The sequence below is a fragment of the Streptomyces sp. NPDC059355 genome, from assembly GCF_042752335.1.
Classification (GTDB): Bacteria; Actinomycetota; Actinomycetes; order Streptomycetales; family Streptomycetaceae; genus Streptomyces.
In genome coordinates this window covers 195,570-213,760 of the sequence record NZ_JBHYXN010000011.1, presented here as the reverse complement: position 1 = coordinate 213,760, position 18,191 = coordinate 195,570, and the positions used below count along the sequence as shown (strand labels likewise).

Annotated in this window: 18 protein-coding genes; 10 read left to right on the top strand and 8 right to left on the bottom strand. The window is 73.5% G+C overall.

Translation table 11 applies throughout. The features are described from left to right. Positions 1–84: 84 nt before the first annotated feature. The 5 genes from ACFXGI_RS14095 to ACFXGI_RS14075 are packed head-to-tail and all read right to left on the bottom strand — an operon-like array spanning position 85 to position 4,546. Positions 85–1,041: a tyrosine-protein phosphatase gene (locus tag ACFXGI_RS14095; RefSeq protein WP_384705753.1), complete on the bottom strand. Its 957-nt coding sequence runs from the start codon at positions 1,039–1,041 to the stop codon at positions 85–87. A 29-nt stretch (positions 1,042–1,070) separates the two neighbouring features. Then, positions 1,071–2,138: an NAD(P)H-dependent flavin oxidoreductase gene (locus ACFXGI_RS14090; RefSeq protein ID WP_384705751.1), complete on the bottom strand. Its 1,068-nt coding sequence runs from the start codon at positions 2,136–2,138 to the stop codon at positions 1,071–1,073. 4 nt (positions 2,139–2,142) lie between these two features. After that, on the bottom strand, positions 2,143–2,916 hold the full coding sequence (locus ACFXGI_RS14085; RefSeq protein WP_384705749.1) for a CoA-transferase subunit beta: 774 nt from the start codon (positions 2,914–2,916) through the stop codon (positions 2,143–2,145). Beyond that, positions 2,913–3,764: a CoA transferase subunit A gene (locus ACFXGI_RS14080; protein WP_384705747.1), complete on the bottom strand. Its 852-nt coding sequence runs from the start codon at positions 3,762–3,764 to the stop codon at positions 2,913–2,915. Before ACFXGI_RS14080 ends, ACFXGI_RS14085 begins: the two co-directional genes overlap by 4 nt. Then, positions 3,761–4,546, bottom strand: a complete 786-nt coding sequence (locus ACFXGI_RS14075) for an enoyl-CoA hydratase family protein (protein WP_384705745.1) — start codon at positions 4,544–4,546, stop codon at positions 3,761–3,763. The genes ACFXGI_RS14080 and ACFXGI_RS14075 overlap by 4 nt, the downstream gene beginning before the upstream one ends. Before the next feature lie 56 nt (positions 4,547–4,602). Between ACFXGI_RS14075 and ACFXGI_RS14070 the strand changes: the two genes are divergently transcribed. From ACFXGI_RS14070 to ACFXGI_RS14060, 3 genes are all read left to right on the top strand, one after another. Beyond that, positions 4,603–5,367: an SDR family oxidoreductase gene (locus tag ACFXGI_RS14070; RefSeq protein ID WP_384705743.1), complete on the top strand. Its 765-nt coding sequence runs from the start codon at positions 4,603–4,605 to the stop codon at positions 5,365–5,367. Position 5,368: 1 nt separating this feature from the next. Continuing rightward, positions 5,369–6,277 carry an SDR family oxidoreductase gene (locus ACFXGI_RS14065; RefSeq protein ID WP_384705741.1) on the top strand — a complete coding sequence of 303 codons (909 nt, stop codon included), beginning with the start codon at positions 5,369–5,371 and terminating at the stop codon, positions 6,275–6,277. 152 nt (positions 6,278–6,429) lie between these two features. After that, the gene (locus ACFXGI_RS14060; RefSeq protein ID WP_384705739.1) at positions 6,430–7,089 is read left to right on the top strand and encodes an NUDIX domain-containing protein; all 660 of its coding nucleotides are present in this window, start codon (positions 6,430–6,432) and stop codon (positions 7,087–7,089) included. A 226-nt stretch (positions 7,090–7,315) separates the two neighbouring features. Here the strand turns inward: ACFXGI_RS14060 and ACFXGI_RS14055 are convergent, their stop codons facing one another. Continuing rightward, positions 7,316–8,206: a hypothetical protein gene (locus ACFXGI_RS14055; protein WP_384705737.1), complete on the bottom strand. Its 891-nt coding sequence runs from the start codon at positions 8,204–8,206 to the stop codon at positions 7,316–7,318. A 143-nt stretch (positions 8,207–8,349) separates the two neighbouring features. Between ACFXGI_RS14055 and ACFXGI_RS14050 the strand changes: the two genes are divergently transcribed. The 3 genes from ACFXGI_RS14050 to ACFXGI_RS14040 all read left to right on the top strand — a co-directional run bounded on the left by ACFXGI_RS14050 (position 8,350) and on the right by ACFXGI_RS14040 (position 11,136). Continuing rightward, entirely contained in the window at positions 8,350–9,123 is a 774-nt protein-coding gene (locus ACFXGI_RS14050; RefSeq protein WP_384705735.1) for a serine protease, read from the top strand. A gap of 196 nt (positions 9,124–9,319) precedes the next feature. After that, positions 9,320–9,976, top strand: coding sequence for a response regulator (locus tag ACFXGI_RS14045; RefSeq protein ID WP_384705733.1), 657 nt, complete (start codon positions 9,320–9,322; stop codon positions 9,974–9,976). Further along, positions 9,973–11,136, top strand: coding sequence for a sensor histidine kinase (locus ACFXGI_RS14040; protein WP_384705730.1), 1,164 nt, complete (start codon positions 9,973–9,975; stop codon positions 11,134–11,136). Before ACFXGI_RS14045 ends, ACFXGI_RS14040 begins: the two co-directional genes overlap by 4 nt. Positions 11,137–11,344: 208 nt before the next feature. On the opposite strand, the gene ACFXGI_RS14035 is transcribed toward ACFXGI_RS14040, so the two are convergent. Beyond that, positions 11,345–11,683 (bottom strand): winged helix-turn-helix domain-containing protein, encoded by a 339-nt coding sequence (locus ACFXGI_RS14035; RefSeq protein ID WP_384705728.1) that lies wholly within the window; start codon positions 11,681–11,683, stop codon positions 11,345–11,347. Next, positions 11,680–12,102 (bottom strand): hypothetical protein, encoded by a 423-nt coding sequence (locus ACFXGI_RS14030; RefSeq protein ID WP_384705726.1) that lies wholly within the window; start codon positions 12,100–12,102, stop codon positions 11,680–11,682. Before ACFXGI_RS14030 ends, ACFXGI_RS14035 begins: the two co-directional genes overlap by 4 nt. 145 nt (positions 12,103–12,247) lie before the next feature. Between ACFXGI_RS14030 and ACFXGI_RS14025 the strand changes: the two genes are divergently transcribed. The 4 genes from ACFXGI_RS14025 (at position 12,248) to ACFXGI_RS14010 (ending at position 18,169) form a co-directional block, all read left to right on the top strand. Further along, the gene (locus tag ACFXGI_RS14025) at positions 12,248–12,595 is read left to right on the top strand and encodes a chorismate mutase (protein ID WP_384705724.1); all 348 of its coding nucleotides are present in this window, start codon (positions 12,248–12,250) and stop codon (positions 12,593–12,595) included. A 58-nt stretch (positions 12,596–12,653) separates the two neighbouring features. Next, positions 12,654–15,155: an aminopeptidase N gene (pepN, locus tag ACFXGI_RS14020; RefSeq protein ID WP_384705722.1), complete on the top strand. Its 2,502-nt coding sequence runs from the start codon at positions 12,654–12,656 to the stop codon at positions 15,153–15,155. A 192-nt stretch (positions 15,156–15,347) separates the two neighbouring features. Beyond that, positions 15,348–16,763: a pyridoxal phosphate-dependent decarboxylase family protein gene (locus ACFXGI_RS14015; RefSeq protein ID WP_384705720.1), complete on the top strand. Its 1,416-nt coding sequence runs from the start codon at positions 15,348–15,350 to the stop codon at positions 16,761–16,763. Beyond that, positions 16,760–18,169: a lysine N(6)-hydroxylase/L-ornithine N(5)-oxygenase family protein gene (locus ACFXGI_RS14010; RefSeq protein WP_384705718.1), complete on the top strand. Its 1,410-nt coding sequence runs from the start codon at positions 16,760–16,762 to the stop codon at positions 18,167–18,169. The genes ACFXGI_RS14015 and ACFXGI_RS14010 overlap by 4 nt, the downstream gene beginning before the upstream one ends. The last annotated feature ends 22 nt before the right edge of the window (positions 18,170–18,191 follow it).

The window sequence follows — 18,191 nt, the reverse complement described above, 5'->3', positions numbered from 1 at the left end:
GATCGACGCGGATCGACGAGTAGTCCCGTACGCCGGGCAGCGCGAGGTGCGCTGCCCGGCGTTCTGCTGTCCGGGCGGCCGGCGCTACTGTGCGGACACCCCCTGGCGGACCAGTTTCGTCTGGAGCTTCGCGAGCGTCCGCAGGTCCAGGCCGAGGCCGTCCGTGAGGTAGCCGTGGAAGCCGCCGTAGTCCGCCGCCATCTGCGCGGTGGCCGCGTCCAGGTAGTCCTGGCGGACCTCCTGGAGCGGGATCAGCAGGTCCGGGTCCTGCATCCGCCCGGACTGCTTCAGACCCGCCCGCACCTGGGCGTCGTACGCGGCCCGGAAGGTGTTCGACGCGAGGTAGTCGCGGGTGGCCGTGGACTCCGGGACGGCCAGGGCGCGCAGCAGGACGTAACTCATCCAGCCGGTCCGGTCCTTGCCCGAGGTGCAGTGGTACAGGAGCGGGCCCTGCCCGCCGTCCGCGATCTCCCGCAGCGTCGTCGCGAACTGCGCCCGGTTCTCGGGGCTGGTCACGAAGGTGCGGTAGATGTCGCGCATGTAGGACTCGGCGCGGCCGCCGCCGAGCATCTGCTCCTGCGTGGCGGGATCGCCGCTGGATATCGCGCCGAGGAGGGTCCCGTACAGGCCGAGGTCGCTGACGGGGCGGGAGGTGGCGGTGAGCCCGGCGGGCAGCCGGTCGGCACCGTCGTACCGGAGCTCCATGGGGATGCGGAAGTCGACGACCTTCCTCAGTCCGAGACCGGAGAGGGCGGTGACGTCCGCCGGGGTGAGCTTGCCGAGCGCGTCGGAGCGGTAGACCAGGCCCTGGCGGACCTGGCCGCCGGTCCAGGTCCGGTAGCCGCCCAGGTCGCGGACGTTGACCGCGCCCTGGAGGGGGATCTGGCGAATCGTTTCCGCCCGCTGGTGGTAGCGGCCGGCGGTGGTGGCGGGGGCGGTGGCGCTGTGCGCCGGCGCGGCGTGTGCGGCGGCCGGCAGGGTCCCGATGGCGAGGGCGGACGCGAGCACCGCGATCGCCAGGCGGATTCGGGCACGGCTCATCTGGCTGCTCCTGCAACGGAGAAGGAGGGTCACCCTGGTGGTGGCAGGGCGTCGAGCGACTGCAGGTGTGCGAGCACACCGTGTGCCTCGGCCATGACGCGGGCGATGAGCTCCGCACAGGACGGGAGATCGTCGATCACCCCCGCGACCTGGCCCGATGCCATGACTCCGAGGTCCGTACGGCCCTCGACCATGGACGCCTTGAGGAGCATGGGGGTGTTCGCGGCGAGCAGGACCTGGCTCCAGGACAGGTCCTTGCCGTGCTTCATCGCCAGGCCGTCGCGCACCATCGCCGGCCAGGACAGCCCCGAGAGCCTGCGGAAGGCGGCCGCGTGCCGGACCGCCCGCGCCAGGGCCCGGGTACGGCCCGCCCGCTCCAGGGAGGCGACGAGCTCGGTCCGGAGCATCCGGTGCGGCAGCCCGTCCACGGCCGTCGTGACGGTGACGTCCTTGACCCCGGCGGCCAGGTAGCGGGCCTTGACCGCGTCGGGGACGGTGGAGTCCGACGTCAGCAGGAAGCGGGTGCCCATGGCGATGCCCGCGGCCCCGTACGACAGGGCGGCGACCAGGCCGCGGCCGTCGTGGAAGCCGCCCGCCGCGACCACCGGGATGTCCACCGCGTCGACCACCTGGGGCAGCAGCACCGTCGTGGCCACGTCCCCGGTGTGCCCGCCGCCCTCGCCGCCCTGCACGATCACCGCGTCGGCGCCCCAGGCCGCGACCTTCTCGGCGTGCCGGCGCGCCCCGATCGAGGGGATCACCACCACGCCCGCGTCCTTGAGCCGGGCGATCAGCTCCTTCGACGGGGCGAGCGCGAAGGAGGCCACCCGTACGCCCTCGTCGATGATCAGCCGGACCCGCTCGGCGGCGTCCCCCGCGTCCGCGCGCAGGTTCACCCCGAACGGGGCGTCCGTACGGGACCTGACCTCGCGGACCGCCGCGCGCAGCTCGTCCACGGTCATCGTGGCCGAGGCCAGGATGCCGAGCGCGCCCGCGTCGGCCGCCCCCGACACCAGGCGCGGGCCCGCGACCCAGCCCATGCCCGTCTGCACGATCGGATGCTCGACCCCGACCAGCTCGGTGAATGCCGTCTTCATCGCCTCAGGCCCGCACTTCCCGGTCGCGCAGCCCCTTCGGGTCGATCACCTCGCGGATCAGCCGCAGCTCCTCGGCGGTCGGCTCCCGTGTGTACGGGACCTCGCCGGTGACCGCGAGCGCGAACCCGGTGGCCGCCCGGACCTGTTCGACGGTGACGCCGGGATGGACGCAGGCCAGGCGCATCGAGTGGTCCGGGCCGGTGAAATCGAAGACGCCGAGATCGCTGACCACCCGGGGGAGCCGGTGGAAACGGGTCACGCCGGCCGCCTCGGCCCGGTCGTACCCCACCCCGCTCACCATGTCGACCCGCTCGACGAACACCCGCGGCGAATGCCTGGGGATCCAGTAACTGACCGGATTGTTGAGCGTGTTGACGGGCGCTCCGCGCACCCCGAGGAGCTGGCGGGCCGGCCGGGCCCAGTCGCCGATGCAGGAGATGTTCTGGTTGCCGAACCGGTCGATCTGGCTGGCGCCCATCATCACGTGCCGCCGTCCTCCGGTGACCATCGTGAGGTGGCGCCGGTACGGGAGCCAGCCCTCCGTCTCCCCGTCCGGACCGACGAGCAGCGCTTCGCCGTCGGTCAGCAGGAGGTCGGGGGAGAAGGTCCGCTTCGCCAGCCGGGCCCCGAAGGACGGGATCAGGCCCATCGGGCTGGCGAGCACCTCCCCGTTGTCGCGCCAGGCCTCGGCGCAGGCGATCACGCAGTACTCCGCCCGGGAGACGCCCGTGGCCGTGCCCGTGGCCGTGCCCGTGCCCACTGTGCTCGATGCGCTCACCGCTGCTCCTCGTGCCAGGTCCGGACGGCCGACTGGTAGGCGTGCTCGCTGCCGCCGGAGAGGAAGCGGGCGGAGAACTCCGGCCAGGAGGTGGCCGCGTACAGCTTCTGGAAGGCCTCGTCGCGCCCGTAGTCGGGGGCGCAGGAGGTGAAGTGCGCGCCGTTCGGGGTCTCCACGACGCCCGTGACGGAGTGCCGGCTGACCAGCAGGGACTGCGGGGGCCCGGCCTTGGAGAGCTCGGCGGTCTCCACGAGCTGCTCGCAGGAGACGTACGCGGCGTCGGCGGCCTCGCAGAACAGGTCGTCGAAGTACGGGTCCGGGCCCAGGTACTGGGCGTTGCCGAGGCGGTCGGCCCGGTTCAGGTGGACGAGGGCGGCGTCCAGGCGCAGGGCGGGGACGGCGACGAGCTCCTCGCCGTCGGCGTAGGGGGAGGTGACGGTCCGCAGCTCGGGGTTGACCCGCATGACGTCGGAGCCGAGGCCGGCGCGGACGGGGAGGAAGGGGAGCCGGTTGGCGGCGGCGTGCAGGCCCCACATGAACATGGCCTCGTCGTACTCGGTGAGGGTGAGGGCGCCGCTCTCGCGGGCGGCCCGGAAGTGCGGCTCCAGCGGGATCGAGTCGAGGGTGGCGAAGGGGGCGATCAGCCGGCGGATCCGGCCGGCGGCCGCGAGGACGCCGACGTCGGGGCCGCCGTACGAGACCACGGTGAGATCGGTGATCTCGGAACGGAGCAGTGCACGCACCAGGGCCATGGGCTTGCGCCGCGACCCCCAGCCGCCGATGCCGACGGTCATCCCGCTGCGCAGCTGCCCGACCACCTCTTCGGGGGTCATCGTCTTGTCGGTCATGAACGCTCCCTTCCCGCGGTCGCTCCCGCCGCAGAGCCTTCCGCGGATTCTCCGAACGTGTCGCGGACCCGGTCGGCGACCCCGCTGAGATTGGCCTCGAAGGTGAACCCCTGCTCGAAGCGGTAGCTGCGCCGCACGTCGACGGGGTCGATGCCGTTGATGGCCGCCTTGGCCAGCCGGATCAGGCAGCCGTCCTTGCGCGCGATCTCGGCGGCCAGCCCCAGGGCCGCGTCCCGCAGCTCCGCGCGCGGCACCACCTTCCACACCGAGCCGTGCGCGTGCAGTTCGGCGGCGGTCGCCGTGCGGGAGGTGTAGTAGAGGGCGCGCATCAGGTGCTGCGGGACGAGCCGGGCCAGGTGGGTGGCGGCTCCCAGCGCGCCCCGGTCGAGCTCGGGGAGCCCGAAGGTCGCGTCCTCGCTGGCCACGATCGCATCGGCGTTGCCGACGAGGCCGATGCCGCCGCCCAGGCAGAACCCGTGCACGGCCGCGACGACGGGCACCTCGCACTCGTACACGGCGGCGAAGGCCTCGTAGCAGCCGCGGTTGGCGCCGATGAGGGCGCCGTGGCCGGTGTCGCGCTGCATCTCCTTGATGTCGACGCCGGCGTTGAAGCCGCGGCCCTCGGCGGCCAGGACGACGCACCGGGTCCCGGGGTCGCGGCCGGCGGCGCGCAGGGCGTCGGCGAGTTCGTACCAGCCCCGTACGGGAAGGGCGTTGACGGGCGGGAAGTCGACGGTGACCAGTGCGACGCCCTTGTCGGGGCTTGAGGTGGAGACACCCATGACAGGATCAGCTACCTTTCCACCAAACATTTGTTAGGCGAGGAAGGTAGCAGCCTATGGAGCTCGACGGGAGGGTTGTCGTCGTCACCGGCGGAACCCGCGGCGTCGGCGCCGGCATCGCCCGGTCGTTCCTCGAAGCGGGCGCGGAGGTCGTGGTGTGCGCCCGCCGCCCACCCGGGGAGCCGGTCGCGGCGGGTGGCCGTACGGCCTCGTTCGCCGCGCTGGACCTGCGCGATCCGGCCGCCGTCGAGGAGTTCTTCGGGTCGGTCGAGCGCCGGTACGGGCAGCTCGACTGCCTGGTGAACAACGCGGGCGGGACCCCGTACCGGCTGCTGGGGGAGGGCGAGGCGCAGCGGCACGCACGGGTCGTCGAGCTGAACCTGCTCGCGCCGATGACGGCCTCGCTGGCGGCGTACCCGCGGCTGCGCGAGGCGCGCGGCTCGGTGGTGATGGTCGGCAGCGTCAGCGGGACCCGGCCATCGCCCGGAACGGCGGCGTACGGGGCGGCGAAGGCGGGGCTGGAGAACCTGGCCCGGTCCATGGCCGTCGAGTGGGCCCCCGAGGTACGGGTGAACTCGCTGGTCCTGGGCATGGTGCGGACCGAGCTCTCGCATCTGCACTACGGGGACGAGGCCGGGATCGCGGCCGTGGGCGCGACGGTTCCGCTGGGCAGGCTGGCGGAACCTTCGGACGTCGGGGCGGCGGCGGTGTTTCTCGCCTCGGGTCGTGCGGGGTATGTGAGCGGGGCGAGCCTGCTCGTGCACGGGGGCGGGGAGCGCCCGGCATTTCTGGATGCGGCAACGGTCAACAAGGAGAGCTGAGATGGGACTTGCCGAGGGTCGAGTGGTCATCGTGACGGGCGCGGGGCGCGGGCTGGGCAGGGCCCACGCGCTGGCGTTCGCGGCCGAGGGGGCCAAGGTCGTGGTCAACGACCTCGGGGTGGGCCTGGACGGCCAGCCGGGGGAGGACAGCCCGGCCGGGCAGGTGGTCGCGGAGATCCGGGCGCACGGCGGCCAGGCCGTGGCGCACGGTAAGGACATCGCCTCCCCGGAGGGCGCGTCCTCCCTGGTCGGGGCCGCCCTGTCGGCGTTCGGCCGGCTGGACACGCTGGTCAACAACGCCGGGTTCCTGCGGGACCGGATGCTGGTGAACCTGGAGGAGGCGGACTGGGACGCGGTGATGCGGGTGCACCTCAAGGGGCACTTCCTGCCGCTGAAGTACGCGGCGGCGCACTGGCGGGCGGAGGCCAAGGCCGGGCGGACGGTGGCGGCGCGGGTGGTCAACACCTCGTCGGGGGCGGGCCTGCTGGGCTCGGTCGGCCAAGGCAACTACAGCGCGGCGAAGGCCGGCATCCTCGGCATGACGCTGGTCGCGGCGGCGGAGATGGGCCGGTACGGGGTCCAGGTCAACGCGATCGCCCCGGCGGCGCGGACCCGGATGACGGAGCAGGCGTTCGCGGAGAGCATGGCGCGGCCGGGGGAGGGCGCCTTCGACGCGATGGCCCCGGAGAACGTGTCCCCGCTGGTGGTGTGGCTGGGCTCGGACGCCTCGGCGGGGGTCACGGGCAGGGTCTTCGAGGCGGAGGGGGGCCGGATCACGGTGATGGAGGGCTGGCGCCCCGGCCCGACGGCGGACCGCGGAGCCCGCTGGACCCCGACGGAGGCGGGGGAGGCGGCGACGAAGCTCCTCGCCGAATCCGAGCCCCCGCACCCGGTCTACGGGGCGGAGTAGCCGGTCGCGGGGGTGGTCGCAGGGGTGGTCGCGGGCTCGGGGGCGTGCGTACGCTTCGGCGGTGGACAGTGACCCCCGCGCCGTTCGCGTGCGGATCGAGGCGGACGGGCTGCATCTGACGCCGGGCCAGGACGCGGGGGGGCGTCTACTACGTGCTCCCAGGGGCGGACGCGGCGGATGTGGTGGATGCGGCGGACGGGGCGGCGGACGCGGCGGCGGCGGACACGGCGGCCGGCGCCACCGCCCTGCCGCTCGCCGAGGCCCTGCACGCCCGGATCCGTCCCGTCGGCTCCGCCGAGGCGGTGCTGCGCGGCTGGACCCAGGGCGCCCCGCCCCCGTGGGTGGCGTTCGAGGACCCCTCGGCCCGCGAGCCCGTACGGGTCCGCGCCGGCGCGATCGTCATCCGTGACGGGCGGATCCTGCTGATCCACTTCACCGACGAGGCGTACTACGAGATCCCCGGCGGCGGCGTCGAGGCCGGCGAGAGCCCGCAGGCCGCCGCCGTACGGGAGTTGCGCGAGGAGTCCGGCCTGGCCGGCGCGGTCGTCGCCGAGGTCGCCCGGATCTGGAAGGCCGGCCGCCGCGAGCACTACTTCACGCTCGACGCCGAAGGCGGACTCGGCCCGCCCGAAACCCTCGACACCTACGGCGGCATCCCGGTCTGGATTCCCGTCGCGGACCTGCCGCGGACCCCGGTGTGGCCGCGCCGCCTGGCCTGGCGCATCGCCCACTGGCACCGCACCGGCTGGCCCGCCCGGCCCGCCGAACTGGCCGACTCCGTCGAGGACCTGACGGCGCCCTGCGACTGGTGACCGGGTCGGCCCGGACCGGGCTCCGCTCCTCCGTCGTGAGCGGCCCGACGCAGGAACGGCCCCGGCCCCCTGGCGGGGGGGTCGGGGCCGGACCCTTCACTCGTGCGATGGGATATGACTACCCACGCCGACCGCGCTTTGAACCGCTCTCAGCCGGACAACTTGTCTCCCGTCCGCGCCGCGTTGGCCCGGCCCCGCCCCGGGCCTGGCCCGGCCCGCCCCCGGGTCAGGTGTCGCAGTCCAGCACGGTGCGGCACAGCCCGCACCGGGCGCGCACCGGCCCGCGCACCGGCAGCCGAAGCCGCTGCCCGCACACCGGGCACGGGAAGCTCACCCGCACACCTCCCGCCGGGTCCGGCTCGAAGCGGTACGAGGCCCCCGGCGCGGCCGCTCCCGCCCGCCGGTCCCGGGCGTAGCGGCGCCGCTCGCCCCGGTCCGCGGCCGCCAGGGGGGCCCGGCGCAGCTCCCGCTCGGCGAGCGCGCGGCCGCGCACGTACGCCTCGTACGCCTGCGGGCTGGTGAACCAGGCGGACAGGTCCTCGCCGAGCAGCAGGGCGCGCCGGGCGAGGACGTAGCCGAACTCCTCGGGAGTGAGGTAGCCGAGCTTCTGGTGGGTCAGCTCGTCCTCGCGGTAGGCGTCGAGGAGCAGCCAGCCCGTCCCGAGGTAGGCGGCGGCGGTGTCGGTGAGGATCTCGTTGTCGGCGGTGGCCGGGAACCGCAGGTCCAAGCGGTGCAGCAAGACGTGCGTGACCTCGTGCGCGAGGGCGGCCGCCAGGTCGCGGCGGTGGGTGCGGAAGCGGTCGTTGGCCTCGATGAAGTACTCGGGCCCCGAGGTCAGTTCGACGGTGGCGGCCTGGTCCATCGTCCGGAAGCAGACCACCATCCGGGCGTCGGGCAGGCGCAGCGCGCGCACGATGGCGGAGGCCACCCGGTGTGCGCCGAGGTGGAGGTCCTCGTCGGCCGTGAAGGCGGCGTCGGCGGGGGAGAAGCTCGTGTCGTAGGTCCGGATCCCCTCGTACGAGAGCCGCCGGAACAGGGCGGTGATCGCGGCGCGGACGGTGTCGAGGTGCGGAAATCCGTGCTCGACGGGACTGGTGCGGCGACCGTTCCGCTTCATGCCGACCTCCGCGCCGCGCACCGCCGGGCAGGTTGTCCGAAAACGCGTTCTTGATGTCCGGTGAGCGGTGGGTGTGACATGTACGTGTCATTCACCCGATGACGCGCACGGCCCAACCCCCCACGAAAGGCAGTGTGTCGACCATGTCCACCCTTGCCGCACTCCTCAAGCGCACCCTCGCCGTCGGTGCGGTGGCGCTCGCCGCCGCCAGCCTCCAGCCCGGCGCGGCCAACGCCTCCCAGGCCCCCGTGGTCGGCGGCACCCGCGCCGCCCAGGGCGAGTTCCCCTTCATGGTCCGCCTCTCCATGGGCTGCGGCGGCGCCCTCTACACCCAGCAGATCGTCCTCACCGCCGCCCACTGCGTGAGCGGCTCCGGCAACAACACCTCCATCACCGCGACCGCCGGAGTCGTCGACCTCAACAGCTCCAGCGCCGTCAAGGTCAAGTCCACCAAGGTCCTCCAGGCCCCCGGCTACAACGGCAAGGGCAAGGACTGGGCCCTCATCAAGCTCGCCAAGCCGATCAACCTGCCCACCCTCAAGATCGCCGACACCAAGGCCTTCGACAACGGCACCTTCACCGTCGCCGGCTGGGGCGCCACCCGCGAGGGCGGCGGCCAGCAGCGGTACCTGATGAAGGCCACCGTGCCGTTCGTCTCCGACGCGAGCTGTCAGAGCTCGTACGGCAGCGACCTCGTCCCCGGCGACGAGATCTGCGCCGGCCTGCCGCAGGGCGGGGTCGACACCTGTCAGGGTGACTCCGGCGGCCCGATGTTCCGCCGCGACGACAACAACGCCTGGATCCAGGTCGGCATAGTCAGCTGGGGCGAGGGCTGCGCCCGGCCCAACTTCCCCGGCGTCTACACCGAGGTCTCCACCTTCGCCACGGCCATCAAGAACGCGGCCGCGACCCTCTGAGCCCCGCGCTTCGTCCTTCCGGCCGAGTGGATCCGGGCCGGAAGGACGAGGCACCGGCCGCCGTACGTCCGTAAGGTCGGCCGCAGAGGCACGCGGCCGGCAGCCCGCCGGCCCGGCCCCGCCCGGTTGCGGGCCGACGCACCCGCCGGTCCCATGGAGGGGCACAGGCAGCGGGCGACAGTGGGGCAGGCAGCACATGGCGATCAGAGTGGTCATCGCCGACGACCAGGAGATGGTCAGGACCGGCTTCCGGATGATCCTCGAGAGCCAGCCGGACATCGAGGTCGTCGCCGACGCCCCCGACGGCGAGGCCGCGCTCGCGGCCGTCGCCGCACACCGGCCGGACGTCCTCCTCCTCGACATCCGCATGCCGAAGCTCGACGGCCTCGAAGTCACCCGGCGACTCGCCGGCCGGGACGGTCCGCGCATCGTGATCGTCACCACCTTCGACCTCGACGAGTACGTCCACGCCGCGCTCCACGGAGGAGCATCGGGCTTCCTCCTGAAAGACGCCAGCCCCGCGATGCTGGTTGAGGCGGTCCGCGCGGCAGCCGTCGGGGATTCCCTCGTCTCGCCCGCCATCACGGTGCGGCTGCTGCGCGAAATGGCCCCCCGGGCCACCGCCGCCCACGCCGCCCGGCGCCCCTCCGAGCCCCTGACGGAACGCGAACAGGACGTCGTACGGTGCGTGGCCCGCGGCCGGACGAATGCCGAGATCGCCGCGGAGCTGTTCGTCTCCCTGTCCACGGTCAAAACCCACCTGGCCAACGTCCAGACCAAACTCGACGTACGCAACCGCGTGGAAGTCGCCGCCTGGGCCTGGGAATCAGGTCTGGCCACGCCCCCGACGTGAGCCCGCTCGCCTCCTGGGCCCGGCGCCATCCGCACGCCGCCGACGGGGGCCGGCTCACCCTCTCCCTCGTCCTGCTCGCCCTCGTCACCTTCGAGGGCGTCGTCCTCGCCCGCCAGCCCAGCCTCCCGCACGCCGCCCTGTGGATCTCCGGCATCCTCGTCTGCCTCAGCGCGGCGCCCTGGCCCGCCGTCCCCCTCCTCGCCCGCGCCTGGTTCGCCGCCGCCGTCACCTGGACCGTCACCCTCCTGCTGATCTTCGGAAACCACCCCCTCGTCGTCTGGGGCGGCGGCGAGGCCATCGCCCTCCTCGTCCTGCTCAGCCAGGTCCTGCTCCGCGCCCCCGCCCGTACCGCCGCCGTCCTCGGCCCGCTCCTCGGCCTCGGCTGCATGGCCGTGCCCGTCCGCGACACCGACCCCGGCCGGTTCACCCTGCTGTTCTCCGTCCTGACCGTGGTCGTCGGCGCGTACTCGCTCCTGCTGCGCCTCCAGTCCGTCCAGCGCGTGCGCGAGCTGGACGCCGTACGCACCGCCGAACGCCTGGAGCTCGCCCGCGAGCTCCACGACCTCGTCGCCCACCACGTCACCGGCATCGTGGTGGAGGCCCGCGCCGCGCGCTTCACGCAGGTCTCGGCCGAACGGGCCGCCGAGATCTTCGGCCGCATCGAGACCGCCGGGGACGAGGCCCTCGGCTCCATGCGCCGCCTCGTCAAGATCCTCCGAGAGAGCGGGGACCACCCGCCCGGCGGCGGCCGCCCCGGCACCGCCCCCGTCGCCGGCCTCGCCGACATCCGAACCCTCACCGACCGGTTCTCCGCCACCGGCCAGCCCGTCGCCCTGTACGTGGAGGAGGGGCTGGGGGACCGGCTCCCCGGAGACGTCGCCGCCACCGCGCACCGCATCGTCCTGGAAGCCCTCACCAACACCGCCAAGCACGCCGCGACCGCCACCGCCGTCCGCGTCGGGCTGCGGACCGTACCCGCCGGGCTGGAGGTCCGCATCGCCGACGACGGGGGCCGCCCGGCCCGCCTCTCCGAGACCGCCCGGGGCGGCGGCTACGGCCTCGTCGGCATGGCGGAGCGCGCCGAAGCCCTGGGCGGCTCCCTCACGGCCGGCCCCTCCCCGGAGGGAGGCTGGCAGGTCACCGCCGTCCTGCCGTTCTAGGTCGTGTCGTCGAAGTCCCGTCTGGCCGGCGGGGTCTGGCACGCACGCCCGCCGCGTCGTCGTCGGTCACCGACGTCCCCCAGCTACCGCTGGGAGGTGCCCCCACCGCGTCGATTCCCTCCTCCGCCCTGCGATCGCACGCACCAGACCCCGCCGATTCCGCCGACCCCGCCCTTTCGGGCGGCCGACGCCACTTCGACGACACTCCCTAGCCCAGCGCGATGGCCCGCAGCGCGGCCAGATGCCGCTGGTAGACCGCCCGCCCCTCCGGGGTCAGCGAGAGCCAGGTGCGCGGACGCCGCCCGACCCGGCCCTTGCCGACCGCCACCCAGCCCGCCTCCTCCAACGCCGCGACCTGCTTGGACAGCGCCGAGTCCGTGACCTCGACCAGGTCCCGTACGAAACCGAACTCGGCCTTGTCCAGCGGCGCCAGTGCCGCCACGACGGACAGCCGGACCGGTGCGTTCAGCAGCGGCGCGAGGTCATGCCGGGGATGGCCGCCCCGCTTCATGTCCTCCCCGGTGCCCGGAACCGGCCCGTCCGTCATGCCGCGCCACGCGTCTCGGTCCAGGCGCCGACGGCGAGCGGCAGTGCACACGCCAGCGCGCCCACCGCGGCGAACGGCGCGCCGTGGCCGAAGACCGCGGTGCCGACCGTGACCGTGAGGGCGAAGACGGCCGCCCAGCTCCCCACGAGCACCCCGTGCTTCGCACCGAACCCCCGGCGCACCACGCGCTGCCGCGCCGCGTACACGCTCAGCGCGGTCACGAGGAGCGCGTTGGCCGCCCCGAACACCACCGCGGAGACCGGCCCTCGTACCCACAGCACGGCCATGGGCACGAGCACCAGCTGCGCGCCCGCGAACGCCGCCAGGTACCGCGCGTACCAGCCGCTGCGCCGCCGCGCCGCCTTCTCCGCACCGGCCGCCCGGCCCAACGCCCCGACCGCCTTCGCCGCCTCCTGCATGATTCCCCCTCGCTCGCACACGGATGACCGTCCTCAGTCTGTTTCCACTGTGGCGAGTACTTTCCACTTTGGCAAGTGGAGGGTGTCGTCTCACGGACCGACTGGCCGAGGAGCCCTCGGCCGCCGCCACGTATTCTCGGGAACCATGAACAACAGCGCCCCCGACGAAGCCGCCGCCACCGCCACCCCCGGCGCCGTCGACGAGTCCGTCGCCGCCGAACTGGCCCGCCTGCGCGACAGCATCGACAACATCGACGCGGCCGTGGTCCACATGCTCGCCGAGCGCTTCAAGTGCACCCAGCAGGTCGGCCACCTCAAGGCCAAGCACCAGCTGCCCCCGGCCGATCCGACCCGCGAGGCCAACCAGATCGCCCGGCTCCGCCAGCTCGCCGAGAACGCCAAACTCGACCCCGCGTTCGCCGAGAAGCTCCTCAACTTCATCATCGCCGAGGTCATCCGCCACCACGAGACCATCGCCGCGGGCGAAGAGTAGGCCGGGAGCAGGCGGGGAGCCGACGACCGGGGCCCACCCTTCGGGCAGCATGGGCCCCATGTCCGCACTGACGCGCAACGAAGCGCAGCTCCGAGCCCGGCTCATCGACGTCCAGCACTACGCCGTCACCCTCGACCTCACCGGCGGCGAGGACACCTTCGAATCCACGACCGTCATCCGGTTCACGGCACGCACCGCCGCGGACACCTTCGTGGAGCTGAAACCGGACGAACTGCACTCCGCAGAACTCGACGGCAGCCCCCTCGACCCCGCCGGCCTCGCAGACAACCGCCTCCCCCTCACCGGCCTCGGCGAAGGCCCCCACGAACTGCGCATCGCCACCCGCATGCGCTACTCCCGCACCGGCGAAGGCCTGCACCGCTTCACCGACCCGGCGGACGGTGAGGCGTACGTCTACACCCAGATGTTCATGGACGACATCCAGCGCGTCTTCCCGGCCTTCGACCAGCCCGACCTCAAGGCCGTCTTCGAGTTCACCGTCACCGCCCCCGCCCACTGGACCGTCCTCGCCAACGGCATCACCGAGCGCGTCGGCGACCGCGAGGGCGACGGCGCCGGCATCTGGAAGTCCGCCCCCACCCCCGTCATCTCCACCTACCTCGCCGCCGTGGCCGCCGGCCCCTGGCACAGCATCCGCACCGAGCACGCCGGACTGCCCTTCGGCATCCACTGCCGCCGGTCCCTCGCCCCCCACCTCGACGCCGACGCCGAGGAAATCCTCTCCATCACCACCGACTGCTACGACCGCTACCACGAGAAGTTCTCCGAGCCCTACCCTTTCGACTCCTACGACCAGGCCTTCGTCCCCGAGTTCAACGCAGGCGCCATGGAGAACCCGGGCCTGGTCACCTTCCGCGACGAGTTCGTCTTCCGCTCCGCCGTCACCGACACCGAACGCCAGACCCGGGCCATGGTCATCGCCCACGAGATGGCCCACATGTGGTTCGGCGACCTCGTCACCCTGCGCTGGTGGGACGACATCTGGCTGAACGAGTCCTTCGCCGAGTACATGGGCTACCAGACCCTCACCGAAGCCACCCGCTTCACCGGCACCTGGACCGAGTTCGGCGTCACCCGCAAGTCCTGGGGCTACGACGCCGACCAGCGGCCCACCACCCACCCCGTGGCCCCCGACCCCGACGCCGTACCCGACACCGCCAGCGCCCTCCTCAACTTCGACGGCATCTCCTACGCCAAGGGCGCCTCAGCCCTGCGCCAACTCGTCGCCTGGCTCGGCGAGAAGGACTTCCTCGCGGGCATCAACACCCACTTCACCCGCCACAAGTTCGCCAACGCCTCCCTGGCCGACTTCGTCGACTCCCTCGCCGCGCACACCGACCGCGACGTCCACGCCTGGGCCGACGTCTGGCTGCGCACCACCGGCATCGACACCCTCACCCCGCGCATCGAGGAGAACCACGGCGGCTGGACCCTCACCGTCGACCGCCAGGGCACCCGCCCCCACCACATCGGCGTCGGACTCTACGACCGCGACCCCGACAACACCCTCGTACCCCGCGAACTCCTCACCCTCGACGTCCCCTCCGACGAGATCGTCTCCGTCAGCGGCCCCCGCCCGGCCCTCCTCCTCCTCAACGACGGAGACTTCGGCTACGCCAAGGTCCGCCTCGACGAGACCTCCGTCGAGACCGCCCTGCGCGAGCTGTCCGCCATCCCCGGCCCCCTGACCCGGGCCGTCGTCTGGAACTCCCTGCGCGACATGGTCCGCGACGGCGAACTGGCACCCGCCGCCTACCTGGCCACCGCCGACGCGCACCTGCCCGAGGAAGCCGACCTGGCCATCGTCCAGGGCGTCCTCGCCTTCGCCCGCCTCCACATCGCCGACCGCTACCTCGCCCCCGAGGAGCGCACCGAGGCCCTCGCCACCCTCACCTCCATCGCCCGCGCCCTGCTGCGCCGCACCGAGGACGGCTCCGACCCCGGGCTGCGGCTCGCCGCCGTACGCGCCCTCATCGACGCCGCCACCCAGCCCGACACCCTCGCCGCCTGGCTCGAGGACGACACCGTGCCCGGCGGTCCCGAACTCGACCCCGAGCTGCGCTGGCGCATCCTCGCCCGGCTGTCCGTCCTCGGCGCCGTCGGGGAGAGCGAGATCGACGCGGCGCTGGCCGCCGACCCCAGCGCCACCGGCGAGGAAGGCGCCGCCCGCTGCCGCGCCGCCCTCCCCACCGCCGAGGCCAAGGCCGCCGCCTGGGAGCGCCTCTTCCGCGACGACTCCCTCTCCAACTACCTCTTCAGCGCCACCGCCCAGGGCTTCTGGCAGCCCGAACAGGCCGAGCTCGTACGGGAGTACGTACCGCGCTTCTACGCCGAAGCCGTCGAACTCGGCGCCCGCCGCGGCCCCGCGATCGCCGAGGCCGCGGGCCGCTACGCCTTCCCCGGCCACGCCGTCGACGAGGACAACCTCCGGGCCGGGCACGCCGGCATCGACGACCCCGCCATCGTCCCCGCCCTGCGCCGCAAGCTCGTCGACCAGCTCGACGACCTGGCCCGGGCCCTGCGCGTCCGCTCCGCCTGACGCCGATCCCGCGGTGCTTCCCCGGCCGCCGGACGGAAAACAAACAAGCGGACAAACCCCGGCGGTTACCCCATTCGGGTCTGATCGTTGTACAGGTCGGGCCACCAAGCTGTCACCGCAGCAGCGCCCCTGCCAGGCACCCCACGACAGGGCCGGCCCCCTGCCGCAGACCCGTTCCCGTGAGGACACCGCATGACCGCCCCGCCCGGCACCCCGCCCCCGCAGCCCGCACCGCCCCCCGCGCACCCGCTCGCCGGCGGACGCCTCGGCGCCGAAGCCCTGCGGCCCCTCCTCGACACCGTCCTCGAAGCACTGTGCAGCGGAGCCGAGGAGCGCGGCGGGCCGATCCCGGCCGGCGGCCCCGACGCCCTCGCGGCCCGCGTCGCCGCCGCGCTGGGCGACGTACTCCCCGCACGGGGCCACGGCGACCACGAGGCGCTGCGGACCCTCGTGCACATCCTCGCCGCGGGCGCCGCCGACCCGGCCGACCCCCTGTGCGCCGCCCACCTCCACGGGCCGCCCCTCGCCGTCGCGGCCGCCGCCGACCTCGCCGCCTCCGCCCTGAACCCCTCCCTCGACTCCTGGGACCAGGCCCCCGCCGCCTCCGCGATCGAAGCCCTCCTCACCCGCGCCCTAGCCGCCGAGTTCTACGACACCCCCCACCCCGACGCACTCGTCACCACCGGCGGCACCGAGGCCAACCAGCTCGCCCTGCTCCTCGCCCGCGAACGCCACGGACCGGGCCTGACCGTCCTCCACGGAGCCAACGCCCACCACTCCGTCCCCCGCGCCGCCTGGCTCCTCGGCCTGCCCCCCGCCACCTCCCTGCCCACCCCCGCCGGCACCCTCGACCCGGCCCGCCTGAGCGAGGCCCTCGCCGCCGCCCGCGGGCCCGTCCTCGTCACCGCCACGGCCGGCACCACCGACGCCGGCCTCATCGACCCGCTCGAAGCCGTCGCCGACCTGTGCGGGCAGTACGGGGCCGACCTCCACGTCGACGCCGCGTACGGCGGCCTCCTCGCCCTCAGCCCGCGCCACCGCCCCCGCGTCGCAGCCCTGGCCCGAGCCCACTCCCTCACCATCGACCTGCACAAGCTCGGCTGGCAGCCCGTCGCCGCGGGACTCCTCGCCGTCCCCGACACCGCCCTGCTGGCCCCCCTCGCCCACCAGGCCGACTACCTCAACGCCACCGACGACACCGAAGCCGGCCTCCCCGACCTCCTCGGCCGCTCCCTGCGCACCACCCGCCGCCCCGACGCCCTCAAGATCGCCGCCACCCTGCGCTCACTGGGCCGCGACGGCCTCGCCCACCTCATCGACCGGACCTGCGAACTCGCCCACCACCTCGCCCGCCTCCTCGACGCGCACCCCCGCTTCGAACTCCACTCGCCCCCCACCATCAGCACCGTCCTCTTCCGCCCCACCCACACCGACGACACCGATCTCGCCGCCCTGCGCCGCACCCTCCTCCTCGGCGGCCACGCCGTACTCGGCCGCGCCACCGCCGACGGCCGCCTCTGGCTCAAAGCCACCCTGCTCAACCCCCACACCACCGCGCGGGACCTGGACAACCTCGTCACCCTCCTGGAAGGCAGCAGCCACCGATGACCGCCCAGCTCGATGCACCCCACGACCTCGTCGGAATCGGCATCGGCCCCTTCAACCTGTCCCTCGCCGCCCTCGCCCACGGCCTTCCCCACCAAGGCGCCGGCGAACTCGCCACCGCCTTCTACGACCAGCGCCACGACTTCCGCTGGCACCCCGGGCTGCTCATCGACGGCACCACCCTCCAAGTGCCCTTCCTCGCCGACCTCGTCACGCTCGCCGACCCCACCAGCCCCTGGACCTTCCTGAACTACCTCCGGCACAAGGAGCGGATCTTCCCCTTCTACTTCTCCGAGCAGTTCCACATCCAGCGCGCCGAGTACGACGCCTACTGCCGCTGGGTCGCCGGACGCCTGCCCGGACTCCACTTCGGCCACCAGGTCGACGCCGTCCGCTGGAACCCCGAACGCGACCTCTTCGAAGTCGACTACACCCAGCTCGACACCGACGGCGAGGCCGAGGCCCTCGGCCGCACCTACACCCACAACCTCGCCCTCGGCATCGGCACCGCCCCGTACGTCCCCGAACCGCTGCGCCCGCTCGCGGAAGCCCCGACCGTCCCCGTCATCCACTCCGCCGAGTACCTCGACAACCGGCAGCGCATCCTCGGCGCCGAGCACGTGACGGTCATCGGATCCGGGCAGTCCGGAGCCGAGGTCTTCCTCGACCTGCTCCGCTCCCGCCCCGCCGGCCGCGAGCGCCTGACCTGGCTCGCCCGTACGCCTTCCTTCGCCCCCATGGAGTACTCGAAGCTCGGCCTCGAACACTTCACGCCCGACTACACCCGCTACTTCCACGCCCTGCCCGAGCCCGTACGCGACCAGCTCGTCCCCGCGCAGTGGCAGCTCCACAAGGGCATCGACGCCGGCACCATCGCCGCCATCCACGAGGAGCTCTACCGGCGCACCCTGGGCGGGGGCTGGCCCGACGCGGTCCTGACCCCCGGAGTCAGCGTCCGCACCGCCGGCCGCGTCGCCACCACCAAGGTCGAACTCCACCTCGACCACGCCCAGCAGGGCACCCGCTCCCGGCTCACCACCGACGCGGTCGTCCTCGCCACCGGCTACCGCGAGCGCCCGCTCACAGGCCTCCTCGCAGGCCTCGACCCGTACCTGCGCAAGGACTCCTCGGGCCGGCCGCGGATCGACGAGCGCCACCGCATGATCCTCGACCCCAGCGTCAGCGGCAGCATCTTCGTCCAGAACGGCGAACGGCACAGCCACGGCGTCGGAGCCCCCGACCTCGGCCTCGCCGCCTGGCGCAGCGCCGCCATCCTCAACACCCTCACCGGCAAAGAGCCCTACCCGCAGCCCGCCCGCACGGCCTTCACCACCTTCGGCCTCGAACAGCGGGAGCACACCCGGCCCGCTCCCACGGTCGAGCTGCTCCCGCTGGTCGAACACCCCTAGGCCGTGTCACCAACGTCCCGGG